12 protein-coding genes are annotated in these 13,060 nt (G+C 61.5%); 3 read left to right on the top strand and 9 right to left on the bottom strand.

All coding sequences use genetic code 11. The features are described 5' to 3' along the window. Window positions 1-11 precede the first annotated feature (11 nt). The 4 genes from ACR0BA_RS06360 to cobS all read right to left on the bottom strand — a co-directional run bounded on the left by ACR0BA_RS06360 (window position 12) and on the right by cobS (window position 5,299). A complete protein-coding gene (locus tag ACR0BA_RS06360; RefSeq protein WP_170357298.1) occupies window positions 12-356 on the bottom strand; it encodes a DUF427 domain-containing protein in 345 nt (114 codons plus the stop codon). A gap of 78 nt (window positions 357-434) precedes the next feature. Continuing rightward, window positions 435-2,225, bottom strand: coding sequence for an aminopeptidase P family protein (locus ACR0BA_RS06355; protein WP_480726982.1), 1,791 nt, complete (start codon window positions 2,223-2,225; stop codon window positions 435-437). Between the two features lie 84 nt (window positions 2,226-2,309). Next, complete coding sequence (gene cobT, locus ACR0BA_RS06350) at window positions 2,310-4,187, bottom strand: cobaltochelatase subunit CobT (RefSeq protein ID WP_480726980.1); 1,878 nt, start codon at window positions 4,185-4,187, stop codon at window positions 2,310-2,312. A gap of 125 nt (window positions 4,188-4,312) precedes the next feature. Further along, entirely contained in the window at window positions 4,313-5,299 is a 987-nt protein-coding gene (gene cobS, locus ACR0BA_RS06345; protein ID WP_093964859.1) for a cobaltochelatase subunit CobS, read from the bottom strand. A 439-nt stretch (window positions 5,300-5,738) separates the two neighbouring features. On the opposite strand from cobS, the gene ACR0BA_RS06340 reads away from it, so the two are divergent. Further along, window positions 5,739-6,749, top strand: coding sequence for a Hint domain-containing protein (locus ACR0BA_RS06340; protein ID WP_480726978.1), 1,011 nt, complete (start codon window positions 5,739-5,741; stop codon window positions 6,747-6,749). Here ACR0BA_RS06340 and ACR0BA_RS06335 read toward each other — a convergent pair. Next, window positions 6,742-7,362 carry a J domain-containing protein gene (locus ACR0BA_RS06335; RefSeq protein WP_093964862.1) on the bottom strand — a complete coding sequence of 207 codons (621 nt, stop codon included), beginning with the start codon at window positions 7,360-7,362 and terminating at the stop codon, window positions 6,742-6,744. The two genes, ACR0BA_RS06340 and ACR0BA_RS06335, sit on opposite strands and share 8 nt — an antisense overlap. Window positions 7,363-7,469: 107 nt before the next feature. Between ACR0BA_RS06335 and ACR0BA_RS06330 the strand changes: the two genes are divergently transcribed. Both ACR0BA_RS06330 and ACR0BA_RS06325 read left to right on the top strand, forming a co-directional pair. Beyond that, entirely contained in the window at window positions 7,470-7,724 is a 255-nt protein-coding gene (locus ACR0BA_RS06330) for a BolA family protein (protein WP_093964863.1), read from the top strand. 82 nt (window positions 7,725-7,806) lie between these two features. Then, window positions 7,807-8,196 carry a DUF805 domain-containing protein gene (locus ACR0BA_RS06325; protein ID WP_170340933.1) on the top strand — a complete coding sequence of 130 codons (390 nt, stop codon included), beginning with the start codon at window positions 7,807-7,809 and terminating at the stop codon, window positions 8,194-8,196. A gap of 12 nt (window positions 8,197-8,208) precedes the next feature. Here the strand turns inward: ACR0BA_RS06325 and ACR0BA_RS06320 are convergent, their stop codons facing one another. The 4 genes from ACR0BA_RS06320 to ACR0BA_RS06305 form a co-directional block, all read right to left on the bottom strand. Continuing rightward, window positions 8,209-8,676, bottom strand: a complete 468-nt coding sequence (locus ACR0BA_RS06320) for a DUF4177 domain-containing protein (protein ID WP_170368152.1) — start codon at window positions 8,674-8,676, stop codon at window positions 8,209-8,211. 83 nt (window positions 8,677-8,759) lie between these two features. Continuing rightward, on the bottom strand, window positions 8,760-10,016 hold the full coding sequence (pepT, locus tag ACR0BA_RS06315) for a peptidase T (protein WP_480726976.1): 1,257 nt from the start codon (window positions 10,014-10,016) through the stop codon (window positions 8,760-8,762). 148 nt (window positions 10,017-10,164) lie between these two features. Continuing rightward, complete coding sequence (gene gatB / locus ACR0BA_RS06310; protein ID WP_170365804.1) at window positions 10,165-11,676, bottom strand: Asp-tRNA(Asn)/Glu-tRNA(Gln) amidotransferase subunit GatB; 1,512 nt, start codon at window positions 11,674-11,676, stop codon at window positions 10,165-10,167. 90 nt (window positions 11,677-11,766) lie between these two features. Next, the gene (locus ACR0BA_RS06305) at window positions 11,767-13,014 is read right to left on the bottom strand and encodes a hypothetical protein (protein WP_222457471.1); all 1,248 of its coding nucleotides are present in this window, start codon (window positions 13,012-13,014) and stop codon (window positions 11,767-11,769) included. Between the last annotated feature and the right edge of the window lie 46 nt (window positions 13,015-13,060).

Here is a 13,060-nt window from a genome sequence, read left to right as displayed (position 1 = left end):
TTGTCCAGCCCTCAAATCTGTTCGACCTTCACCGACTCCAGCGGGTAGAACGCAAGGTAGCCCTTGATTTGGGCAACGGCGGGTATCGGATCTTCATAGCTCCAGACCGCGTTCTGCGTCACGCTCGACTTGTTGACGATCGAGTAATGCGTGGCATCGCCTTTGTGCGGGCAATGGGTCAACTTTTCGGTCTTGTCCAGAAAGGCCATCGCGATGTCTGCACGCGGAAAGTAGATGACGGGGGCCAGATCGCCTTCCAACAGTTCCAGGGCGTTGGTCGTCTCGCCCAGAATCGCGCCACCGGACCTGACGCACCACTTGCCAGGTGCTTTGCGGATCTTGATGTAATCTGTCATGTCTGCTCCTTCCCTCGTCGTCGCGGCCTCGTTGTGGTCAGGCCTTCGCCTATGCCCATAGTATGTGACAAACGGGTGTCACAAGGGCGCGGTTGCGGCATCCAACCACAGTTGCGCGGCATGTGACAGTCTTGGCCGGACTTTTTCCGCCACGTCCCGGTGATACGCGTTCAACCAATCACGCTCGGCAGTGGTCAGCATGTCGACGACGATCAGGCGTCGATCGATGGGGACATATGTCAGTGTCCGCCAGCACAGCATCGCGCGCTCGGGGTCTGCGCCGGGCAGGGCGGGGGCCTCCTCAACAACCAGCAGGTTCTCAATCCGAATGCCGAAGGCACCTTCGCGGTAGTAACCCGGTTCGTTCGACAGGATCATCCCGGGCTCGAGCGGAACGTGGCTGACCCGCGCCAGGCGCTGTGGCCCTTCGTGAACGCTCAGGTATGCGCCGACACCGTGGCCGACGCCGTGATTGAAATCCTGGCCCGCGGCCCACAAAGGTGCCCGGGCGATGCACTCGATGTCTCGACCGGCCAGACCAACGGGCCAGCGCAGTTTCGACATCGCGATCATTCCCTTCAGAACCCGGGTAAAGCAGGTTTTTTCCTCGTCTCCCACCGTGCCGATGGGGATCGTCCGGGTGATGTCCGTGGTACCATCCAGATACTGCCCGCCGCTGTCCAGAACCAGAATATGACCGTCCTCAAGCCGGCTGTCGGTTTCTTCGGTCACTCTGTAGTGCATGATGGCGCCGTTTGGCCCGGTGCCCGCAATGGTGTCGAACGAGATATCCTGCAACGCATTGTCGCGCCGCCGGTTCTCCTCCAACCGTGTGACGACCTGCGTTTCAGTCACGCTGCCGGGGGGTTGGGCATCCAGCCAGCACAGTGTTTCGATGACGGCGGCGGCGTCACGAAGATGCGCGGCGGCGCTGCCGGCAATTTCGGCTTCGTTCTTGCAGGCCTTGGGGCGGGCGCAGGGATCGCCACCGTCCACAGCCCGGTCGCCAAGCACATCGGCAACGGCTTGCGGCAGAGTTCCCATGTCCACTTGCACCGCGCCCTCAAGCGCCGCAACAGCGTTCAGGAACGCGTCGGGTTCGTGGATCGAAACGCGCGACCCCAGATGCTCGTCCATCCCCTTCAGCTTTTTTGCGGCCATGAACAGGTCCACGTGCCCGTCGGCCTGCAAAATCGCAAACCCATGCGCAACCGGGTTATATGGGATGTCTGACCCGCGGATATTCAGCAGCCACATGATCGAATCCGGCAACGTGATGACGGCAGCCGACCTCCCGTTCTGAGCCAGCGCCAAAGCCAGCCGCGAGACCTTGCTTTCGGCGCTTTCGCCTGCAAATTCCAGCGGGTGCACCTTGACCGGGTTCATTGGCGGTGGTGGCTGGTCGGACCAGATGCGGTCCACAAGATTGTCTGACGCAACCAACTCTATCCCGCTATTCTGCAGCTCGGCCCGGGTTGCGGTGATCTGTCCGGCGGAATGCAGCCAGGGATCGAACGCCACTTTCCCTCCATCGGGCAATTGCTGCTTCAACCACGCCGCAAGGCTTACGTCCGGCCATGGTACCGGCGTGAAATCGGATGCCACCTGCGCCTTGACCTGAGTGCGATACCGTCCGTCCACAAATACGCCGGCCACGTTTCGCAGCGCTGCGCAGAACCCGGCAGAACCAGTGAATCCGGTCAGCCATGCCAGCCGCCCGTCGCGGGCGGCCACATATTCGCCCTGATGCGCGTCGGCACGCGGGACGATGAAGCCATCCTGTCCTTCGCGCTCCAATTCTTTGCGCAGCGCCGCCAAACGTGGCGGCCCCTGTTCGGGTCGCGCCGTGACTTCGAAAGACTGGAACATCTGCATCTCCTTCGGCTCACTACAGGTCTTGATCGCCTGCCTTCACCTTTCTTTTAAATGCTCTCGCTGGAGGCAAGACCGGCCTCATCCGGCCTTTTTCATGCCCATCACGCGGGCCCGCGCGCGCGGGTCGCTGTCGAACAGCGCGGCCAATTGCTCGGTTATCGCTCCTGCCAGCTGTTCGACATCGGTAATCGTGACCGCGCGATCATAATAGCGGGTGACGTCGTGGCCGATGCCGATGGCCAGCAACTCGACCATCTTGCGCTTTTCGACCATGGCGATGACATCGCGCAGATGCTTCTCAAGGTAGTTGGCGGGGTTCACGCTGAGTGTTGAATCATCGACCGGAGCGCCATCCGAGATCACCATCAGGATCTTGCGCTGTTCACGACGCGCCAACATCCGGCGGTGGGCCCATTCCAGCGCCTCGCCGTCAATGTTTTCCTTCAGCAGGCCTTCTTTCATCATCAGGCCAAGGTTGGGCCGTGCGCGGCGCCAAGGCGCGTCGGCGCCCTTGTAGACGATGTGGCGCAGGTCATTCAGGCGGCCGGGTTGCTGCGGTCTGCCGTCGTTGAGCCACGCCTCACGCGCTTGTCCACCCTTCCATGCCCGCGTCGTGAAGCCCAAGATCTCGACCTTCACGTTGCACCGTTCCAGCGTGCGGGCCAAAACATCGGCGCAGATCGCTGCAATGGAAATCGGCCGTCCACGCATCGAGCCCGAATTGTCCAGCAACAGTGTCACCACGGTGTCGCGGAACTCGGTATCCTTCTCGACCTTGAAGCTGAGCGGTGTCGTGGGGTTGGCCACCACCCGCGCCAGCCGACCGGCATCCAGAATGCCCTCTTCGCGGTCAAACTCCCAACTGCGGTTCTGCTGTGCCTGAAGGCGGCGCTGCAGCTTGTTGGCCAAGCGGCTTACAGCGCCCTTCAGCGGCTCGAGCTGCTGATCAAGATAGGCCCGCAGCCGTTCCAGTTCGGCGGGTTCGGCAAGGTCCTCGGCCGCAATCTCTTCGTCATGCGTGTTCAGATAGACCATGTAGTCCGGATCGGCCTCAGATGCGGGCGGTGGGGCGGGCGGCTCCAAAGGCGCTTCGCCCTCGGGCATCTCGGCTTCTTCACCCATCTCGTCATCGGCCATCTCGTCCATCGAGACCTGCGCCTGAGACTGATCCTGTTGCTCTTCCTGAGTTTGCTCGGGCGTCGCGTCGGCGTCCTGTTCGTCTTGGTCGTCCTGGCCGGTGCTGTCCGGATCGGGCTGTTCTTCGGCGTCTTCCTCGGCCTGATCTTCCTGATCTTCGTCCAGTTCGTCCGGGTCGTCACCCAACTGGTCGCCATAGCCCAGATCCTTGATCATCTGGCGGGCGAATTTGGCGAATTCGGCCTGATCCGAGAGCACCTCGTCGAGATTCTCCAACACACCGCCGGCCTGTTCTTCGATGAACCCGCGCCACAGGTTCATGACGTTCTCGGCTGCAGCGGGCAGATCACGCCCCGTTGCCAGATGACGGATCAGATAACCCGCCGCCACCGCAAGCGGTGCCTCGGAGGGTTGCTTGCATTGGTCATAGCCGCGCCGCAACGCCTCGTGGCCGATCTTGACGTCAATGTTCGAAGCCGTGCCGGGCATGTCCCGGGCGCCCATCGCTTCGCACCGGGCGGTTTCCATCGCTTCATAGAGGTCGCGCGCCATATCTCCCGGAGGCGCATATCGTGCATGCGTCGCATCGTCATGGTAGCGCCGGTTCAGCGCCAAGGCATCTGCGGTGCCCCGCGCCAAAAGAACCTCTTCGCGTGTCATACGACGTGACACCTGCGGCAGGCGCATCGAATCTCCGGACAGGCCCGACGGGTCGACGGAATAGCTTACCGACAACTCGGGATCATCGGCCATGACCTTGGTCGCCTCGGCCAGAGCCTTCTTGAACGGATCAGCAGGGTTGTCGTTCTTCTGCGCCATATCTATCAGCCCTCACTCACGCCCTTAGGCCCGACGCCCGGTTGAAGTGACCGGACCCCGTCTTCATCTGGCCCCCGATGTCCCCGCCGGGGGCGTTGCGCCCGATCTGGGCGCAATCGATGCCATCAACCTAGGCTCACGCTGGCCGCGCTTTCCGGCAGTTCTTCATCAAAACAACGCTGATAGAACTCGGCAACGGTCTGCCGTTCCAGCTCGTCGCATTTGTTCAGGAAAGACAGGCGGAAGGCGTAGCCCACGTCGCGGAAGATCTCGGCGTTCTGCGCCCAGTTGATAACGGTACGCGGGCTCATCACGGTCGACAGATCGCCGTTCATGAACGCCGTCCGGGTCAGGTCGGCAACGGTGACCATCTGGCTGACGGTCTTGCGGCCTTTTTCGGTGTTGTAATGCGGCGCCTTGGACAGAACGATCATGACCTCGGCGTCGTGGCTGAGATAGTTCAGCGTCGCCACCAGCGACCAGCGGTCCATCTGGGCCTGGTTGATCTGCTGAACGCCATGATACAGGCCGGTGGTGTCACCCAGGCCGACGGTGTTGGCGGTCGCGAACAGGCGGAAATAGGGGTTCGGCGTGATGATCTCGTTCTGGTCCAGCAAGGTCAGCTTGCCGTCATGCTCCAGAACCCGCTGGATCACGAACATCACGTCGGCGCGGCCTGCATCGTATTCGTCGAACACGATGGCCACAGGGTTGCGCAGCGCCCAGGGCAGGATGCCCTCGTGGAATTCAGTCACCTGTTTGCCATCACGCAGCTTGATCGCATCCTTGCCGATCAGGTCGATCCGGCTGATGTGGCTGTCCAGATTGACGCGCACGGCAGGCCAGTTCAGTCGCGCAGCGACCTGCTCAATATGGGTCGATTTACCGGTGCCGTGATAGCCCTGGATCATCACCCGGCGGTTGTGGGTGAACCCGGCCAGAATTGCCAGCGTGGTTTCGGGATCAAACTTGTAGGTAGGGTCGATTGCCGGAACGCGGTCGCTGCTTTCGGCGAACCCTTTGACGGACATATTGCTGTCGATCCCGAACACGTCACGGACCGAGATCTCTTCGGTGGGTTTTGCGTTGATATCGGTCGATCCGTCAGCCATTCGCCTTGTCCTTATCCTTTGGCCCGTTTTGCCGGGTTTGAACCCGTGTGTGGTGCAACATATTGCAGGCAAGGGCAAGGGAAAGCCGTTCGCGCCGTTGCGTAGTCCGGTGTTTCTTTGAAACTGGCTGTATACAGGGGCGTTCGGTGGCGGGTGGGAACGAAAACTGGAAGCTGGCACCATGCGGTTCCCCGGATCATCCAAGTGTGCACCGGCGTAGTAGGGGGCGGATGTAAGAAACAAACACCCGCCGACAACCCGGATTGGTGGGGGGGTCGGCGCAAGACAACTCCAAAAACCGGCCAAACAGGCTGACACTAGGCAAAACAAATTCAAACAATATAATGCCTTCAGTTCTTGGTTTGAGCGGGACGCGCGCCGTCATGCAAATCGCCGCCGGTGTGGCGGTGCACTAGGGCGCAACCCGTCAGGTGTTTGCATGGTTTCGACCCCAATTGATCCGGTTGACGCGGTCCTTCTGACCATATCAGGGGACACATCCGGCACGGTGACGGGCGAGCCCCCCTTGCCGGCGACTGGCGAGCTTGACGGAACAATTGGTGTCCCAGGCCCTGGATGGACGCCATTTGCCACTTTTTGGGAGATTTCGACGCCGCCGCAGTTCGGCACGGCGTCGATCACGCTGGTCAGTGGGCAATGGACCTATGAGGTGGACCCCGCCTACTACGACAGCCTCGATCCCGGCACGTATACCGACACCTTTGTCGTTCGCGGCGTTGGCACCGCGTTCAACCCGGGTGGGGAACTGCGCGGTGGCGAGGCGTTTCAGACCATCACCATCGAGATCGAGGTCGTCTGCTTTGCCTTGGGTACACTGATTGAAACCCCATCCGGGCCAGTGCCGGTGGATCGGTTGGAACCCGGAGATCTGGTTCTGACCATGGATCGGGGGGCGCAGCCGGTTCGATGGGCGGAATCCGCGCGTATTTCAGCGGATCAACTGGACCAGAGCCAGCATCTCTGCCCGATCGAAATCGCGCCGGGGGCGCTTGGGCCGAACCGACCATCCAGACCACTTCGGGTATCTCCACAGCATCGTATGTTGCTGGACGGCCCGCTTGTGGAATTGTTGTTCGGCGAGTCCGAGGCCTTGGTTGCGGCTTGCCACCTGGTCGGCCTGCCCGGAATTCGCTGGGTCCGTCCGAGTGATGGCGTGACCTATGTGCATGTCCTGTTGGACCGTCACGAAATTCTGTTCGCAGAAGGTGCCCCCGCTGAAAGCCTGTTTCTGGGAGAAGAGGCGCTGACGACGCTCAGCTCGGACGGGTTGCAGGAGTTGGCCGACATTTTCGGGGACCAACTGAACGCTCTGGTCGATGGGTTCCCGAACCTCGCGCGCCGGGCGCTCAAACGGTTCGAGGTGCAGGTCTTCCTGTCCGAATATGCCCAGTTAACGGACAGGTCCGCCGCCGCGGCCGAACTTACTTGAAGTTCCTGCTGTCCTTGATCTGATCCCAGGCCCAGACGACTTCCTGCAGCTGTTCTTCCTGGCTGCGGTCGCCGCCGTTCATGTCCGGGTGCAGCACCTTGATCAGCTTTTTGTAGGCTTTGCGAACTTCGGCCTTGGTCCAAGTGTCCTTTGCTTCGAGGATTTCGATCGCACGACGCTCAGTAGGCGGCAGGCGACGGCCTGTTGCGGCTCGACCGGGGTTCTTGGTTGCGTTTTCGCCCAGAACCTGATGCGGATCTTCGATGCCAAGCCGGGCCCAGGCCCGCGCCTCGGGGTCGCCCATGGGCTTGGTTTCGCGTTCCCACACTTTGTCTTTCGACCGTTGGGCGTTCAACTCGGCCTCGGTGGTGCCGTCGAAGAAATTCCACTTCTGATTATATTCGCGCACGTGCTGCTGGCAGAACCAGAAAAAGTCGTCCAGCACATCCGGTGCCTTGGGCGCGCGGAACTTGCCGGCTTCCTGGCATCCTTCGTGGTCACAAACCCGGGTCGAGGTCTCGGACGCGCCCGACATGCCCCGACGCCCGCGCGGGTTTTTCTTCTTGGCGCTGGACACCGACATGTCGAATCCGAAGGGATCTGATTTCACCATATGCTCATCCTCATGAACGCGTCTTTTCGACTCGGAGGCAGCAGTTTAATCTAAGTGATCGAAAGTAGAAGAGGGGCGCGGCAAAATAATTGCCGCTGAGCGTAAAAATGACCGTGACCGACGAAATCCGCCAGCGACTGCAGGCCGAGTTCAACCCGCGTGAGCTGGAAGTCGTGGACGACAGTGAACGCCATCGCGGCCACGCAGGGTTTCAGGAAGGCGGCGAAAGCCACTTCAACGTCCGAATTCGCGCTGCCGCGTTTCAGGGGCAGTCCCGCGTTGCGCGTCACAGGGCCGTTCACAAGGCCCTGGGCGACATCGTTCCGCGCATCCACGCCCTGGCTTTGGACATCGGTGACTGAAGCCTTTCGCCCGACGTTGTCGATTATTGTCGGCTTTTTTCAATAATCTGCTATGTTTCCCGTGATTTGCGCGGAGGAAACTATGGAACAGATGAGCCACGCCGTTCGTACGGTGCTGTCAAAATACGCAACCTTTCAGGGGCGCGCGCCGCGCTCCGAGTTCTGGTGGTGGGTGTTGGCGCTCTTTTTGGTGCTGGTTGTCACACAATTGATCGACGGTGCGGTGGTGGCGCCTTTGCTGGGCTTCGATGCCTTCGCTTCGGAAGCCGGTCAACCGCTGTCGTGGCTAGTCTCGTTGGGCGTGATCGTGCCGAACATCGCGGTGGGTGTGCGCCGTCTGCATGACACCGGGCGGTCCGGTTGGTGGATCCTGATCGGTTTGATTCCGCTGATCGGTACGCTGATCCTTCTGTATTTCTACATTCAACCCAGCGAGCAGGCCGAAAACGCCTACGGTGCCGCGCCGGCCTGACGCGGCCTTCGCCTAGCTGTCGGGCTTTTCTTTTTCGTCCTCGGCATCCGCTTTGGGGGCATCTTCTGACTTGGCCGGCTTCAGCGTCAGCGGCGGGTCGTCATGGTCCTGCGCGATGCGGGCCGGAGCCTCGACTTGACCGGCCGCAGCCGCATCGTCCGGGCCAGGAACCGGTCGTGCCAGTGGAGTGTCATCCTCTTCTGGCGGGGTCAGGAGTGCGGCGACGTCGTCGTTGGCGACTTCGGTTTCGACCGCACGGCGAAACACCAGAACATTGCGCCAGTTTTCCGCGGTTCCGGTAAGGCCGACCCGCTCCTCGCTGGGCAGCAGCTCGGCGCGCTGGTACTCCCAGCCTTTCGCACCCAACTCGTTCAGCAATTGCTCGATGGTGACGGCAAACCGGCCCTCGGGTGTTTTGACCCCTTTGGCTTTGGTGCCTTTCTTGGGGGCCGGGACGACCTTGTATTCGTAACGCTGCATCAATGGTTCCTGAACTGGTGTTGGCGGGCAATGTATCGTTCCGTCCGGGACGGGGAACAGAAAACTTCGCGCCCCGGCGAATTTCAGCCTCGACTGTTGCTTTCCCCCTGCGTCGCCTTTGAGGCGATCTTCAGGCACAGCTCGGTCGCCACCGCCATGTCCTGGACCGAGATCCACTCCAGCGGCCCGTGGATGCATTGCATCCCGGTAAAGATGTTGGGGCAGGGGGTGCCGAACTCGGTCAGGCGCGACCCGTCCGTGCCGCCGCGGATCGGAACCGAGACCGGCTCGATCCCCATGTCGCGGCAGGCCTCGCGCGCCAGATCCACCGGTGTCATGTCCTTTTCCAGCCAATAGCGCATGTTGCGGTACTGGTGGCTGATCTCGACGCTGATCTTGGCGCGCGGTTCGCTGGCCTGCACCGCGTCGCAGACCTTGCGCACCAGTTCGCCCTTGGCTTCCAGCCCGTCCATCTCGAAATCGCGCAGGATCAGCTTGATCTCCATCTCGGACGAGCCGCCGTTCAGATCGGTCACATGGATGAACCCTTCGCGCCCGTCGGTGACTTCGGGGGTCATGGTGGCCTGCGGCAGCGTCTGCACGATCTTGGCGGCCAGGTGGGTCGCGTTCACCATCTTGTCCTTGGCCAAGCCCGGGTGAATCGAAACGCCCTCGATCCTGATCACTGCCCGGTCGGCCGAGAAGCTTTCATATTCGATCTCGCCCAGTTGCTGACCATCCAGCGTATAGGCGAAGTCGGCGCCCAGATCCTTGGGAAGCGCCTCGGTTACGCCCCGGCCGATTTCCTCGTCGGGGGTAAAGGCGATGCGGATCGGTCCATGCGCGATCGTCCGATCGGCCAGCAGGTGTCTGGCCATCGTCATGATGATCGACACGCCCGCCTTGTCGTCGCCGCCCAGCAGCGTGGCGCCCGAGGCGGTGATCAGGTCGTCACCGACCTTGCTGGCCAGATAGGGATGCTCGGCCGGGGACAGCACCAGTGACGGATCGTCGGGAAAGGTAATGTCGCCGCCATTGTAGCCTTTGATGACTCTCGGTTTGACCCCGGTCGCGTTGAACTGCGGTGCAGTGTCCACATGGGCCAGAAAGCCGATAGTCGGCCCCGGCGCGGTGCCCGGAATGGTGGCCAGAACGACGCCATAGTCCGTCATGGTCACATCCTGCGCGCCCATTTCGGTCAGTTCCTGCCGCAGCAGGTTCAGCATGTCGTATTGGATTTCCGTGCTGGGGGTGGTGGGTGAGTTTTCGTCGCTCTGGCTGTCGATAGCAGCGTAGCGAACCAGCCGGTCCTCCAGCTCCTGGTCAAATCTGTTCTGCATGGCACCTTACCTCTCTGGCCAAGACAAAGGCCGCAACCGGCCGCCCGAGTCAAGCGCCGCCTCGAGCCTGGAAGGCGTCAAGAACTCCGGGTAAAACTTTGAGCAACCGGGCAAACCCGGCTGCCGGGCCTGTACAAATGGAAAGACCTTATTGGCCCAGCTTCTGCGCAACCAACTGGTTGACCGCCTTGGGGTTGGCCTTGCCGCCGGTGGCCTTCATCACCTGTCCGACGAACCAGCCGGCCAGCTTTGGGTTCACCTTGGCCTTCTCGACTTGGGCCGGGTTGGCAGCGATGATCTCGTCCAAAGCAGCCTCGATGGCACCGGTGTCGGTCACCTGCTTCATGCCGCGCTCTTCGACGATCTGCGCCGGGTCGCCGCCTTCGGTATAGACGATCTCGAACAGGTCCTTGGCGATCTTGCCCGAGATGGCGTCCGAGGCGATCAGGTCGATGATCTCACCCAGCTGCGCGGGCGAAACCGGCGAGTCGGTGATGTCGCGGTCGTCTTTCTTCAGGCGGCCGAACAGCTCGTTGATGACCCAGTTCGCGGCCAGCTTGCCGTTGCGACCCTTGGCGACCTCTTCGAAGTACACGGCCGATTCAACCTCGGCGGTCAGCACCGAGGCGTCATAGTCGGTCAGGCCAAAATCGTTGATGAAACGGGCCTTTTTCTCGTCCGGCAGCTCGGGCAGCTTGGCGGCGATGTCATCGACCCAAGCCTGCTCGATCTCAAGCGGCAGCAGGTCGGGGTCCGGGAAATAGCGATAGTCGTGCGCCTCTTCCTTGGACCGCATCGAGCGCGTTTCGCCCTTGTCGGGGTCATACAGGCGGGTCTCCTGCTCGACCTTGCCGCCGGCCTCGACGATGGCGATCTGGCGACGCGCCTCGACCTCGATGGCCTGCTGGATGAAACGCATCGAGTTCATATTCTTGATCTCGCAACGCGTGCCCAAGTGCGAAAAGTCCTGCGTTTCCATGTATTTCTCATAGTCGCCCGGACGGCAGATCGACACGTTCACGTCGGCCCGCAGATTGCCGTTCTGCATGTTGCCGTCGCAGGTGCCCAGATAACGCATGATCTGGCGCAGCTTGGCGATGTAGGCGGCGGCCTCTTCCGGGCCGCGGATGTCGGGGCGGCTGACGATCTCCATCAGGCAAACGCCGGTGCGGTTCAGGTCGACGAAGGACATGTTCGGATCCATGTCGTGGATCGATTTGCCTGCGTCCTGTTCCATGTGGATACGCTCGATGCGCACCATGCGCGCGGTGCCGTCGCCCAGTTCCACCAGAACTTCGCCTTCGCCCACGATCGGGTGATACAGCTGGGAAATCTGGTAGCCCTGTGGCAGGTCGGGATAGAAATAGTTCTTGCGGTCAAAGGCCGATTTCAGGTTGATCTGCGCTTTCAGGCCAAGACCCGTGCGCACTGCCTGTTCCACGCAGAATTCGTTGATCACCGGCAGCATGCCCGGCATGGCCGCATCCACGAAAGACACGTTCGAGTTCGGCTCGGCCCCGAATTTGGTCGATGCCCCCGAGAACAGCTTGGCATTGGACGAGACCTGCGCGTGCACCTCCATCCCGATCACCAGTTCCCAGTCGTGCTTGGCACCGGCGATGGTCTTGGGTTTGGGCAGTTCATAGGTCAAGTCGAGCATGGCGCGCCTCATTTCCGCAGAAGTTCAGGCATGGGTATTATGCCCGGCAAGGCCAAGGGGCAAGGGGCAAAGGGCGCCGAGACGCAATTCTCAGTGGCTGGTCAGTTGCAGACCTGAAGGCGTGAAGGTCACGTCGGTCCCGTTGCGCAATTCCTCGCGGAACAGATCACCGATGGCGCGCAAAGCGTCACGCTGTCCACGTGCCGCGAACCGCTCGGGTGAGTTGACGCGGACCGAGTTGTTGAACCCGTTGGCCGCGTGAGCCCAGATGAGCGGGTGCAGTTCGGTCAAATGATCGCGGATCAGCCATTGGGCGGCCTCCCGGATCTGGCACCGGACCAGATCGGCCTTGTCGTCCAGACCGAACCCATTCTGCACCGTGATCGCGCAATATGAGGCCAGCAGGTTGATCGTTTGCTGGTCCGGCATCCGTTGCACAATGTCGCGCAGACCTTCCAGAAAATACTCGACGTCCAGCCGCGCGCAGGCTTGTTCATCCAAGGCAATTGCGTCGAACTGAACCCACGTGTATCCGCCGGCACCCCACGTGTCGCGCGTGTTCGCGGCATTGCGCAGGGCCTGCACCTCAAGCTCTTCATAGCTGCCGAACCATCGCGGCAGCAGGTGGCTGCCCATCGCGCGCATGTGTCGATGGTTTCGCGGATCCAGAGAAATAAGGCGTTCGTACTGATCCGCCACCCGGGCCCGCTGGGTGCGCTGACCAGCCAGCAGGGCACAGTCGGCGGCGGCGACCACAGGGCTGTCCGGCAGCGCCTTGCGGCACTCGGGCAGGATGGCTGCAGCCCGGTCAAAATGTGCAGCACAGCGTGAACGATGCAGCGGCGGTAGCGCCGCGTCCAGAGCCGTGCCACGCCACGCCCATGCCAGATCGATGTGGGCCAGAGCGACGATGAGAGCAATCATCGGATCATCGGGATGATCCTGTTTCACACCCTCAAGCTCGGAAATACCGCCAAGCAGGTCGTACTCGGCGATCGCACCGCCGTCGGACAGCGCGTGTTCGGCGGCCAGGACAACATCCGATCGCGCGCCAAATGCCAGAAGATCGGCGATGGGCAGCCCGTCCGGGGCTGTTGTCCGCGCTTGGTCCGCGGCCCGGATCTCGGCTGACAGTTCGGCCCAACGATCCTGCCGAGCAAGATGGCGCCCGCGTTCGATCATGTCCCGCCCGATCAGGTCAGCCGCACCCAGTTCCGCAACGGGAATATTGAGACGCCCGACATCTTCCAGACAGCGGGAACCCGCGTCCGAAACCGGAGCCACGTGAGTTGATATGGGATTGATACGGGCAAGACCTGCCCAGAACGACCGGAACATCGAAAACACTCGAAACTGTACAAACTTGTTAACTAGCGATGAATTC

It is taken from the genome of Ruegeria sp. CI5 (genome assembly GCF_056536885.1).
Note: the sequence above shows the minus strand (reverse complement) of the source record. Positions and strands in the feature narration are given on the sequence as shown.